General features: G+C 55.3%; 1 protein-coding gene. It reads left to right on the top strand.

Annotated elements, in window-relative coordinates; all coding sequences use genetic code 11:
* Nucleotides 1-255 (top strand): transposase (locus tag ACO0LI_RS30760; RefSeq protein WP_423037742.1); only part of this gene is annotated, 255 nt, incomplete at both ends.

Raw genomic sequence — 255 nt, 5'->3', positions numbered from 1 at the left:
CCGGAGCCAATGTCCACGACAGCCAGGTATTGCCAAAATTACTGCACGGGCGCGAGACACGTTACTGGGGCGATTCTGCCTACACGGGCCAAAAGCAGGTTGCACGCAGCAAAGCACCAGGGATAAAGGACTTTACCAACATCCGGGGCACACGCAGTCACGCGCTGACAGAAGAAGAACGCCTGACCAATCGCCGCAAGTCAAGCGTGCGTGCCAAGGTTGAACATGCCTTCTGTATCATCAAACGCATGTTTG

Source organism: Undibacterium sp. Tian12W (assembly GCF_049339405.1).
In the GTDB taxonomy this organism is placed as follows: Bacteria; Pseudomonadota; Gammaproteobacteria; order Burkholderiales; family Burkholderiaceae_D; genus Undibacterium.
Note: the sequence above shows the minus strand (reverse complement) of the source record. Positions and strands in the feature narration are given on the sequence as shown.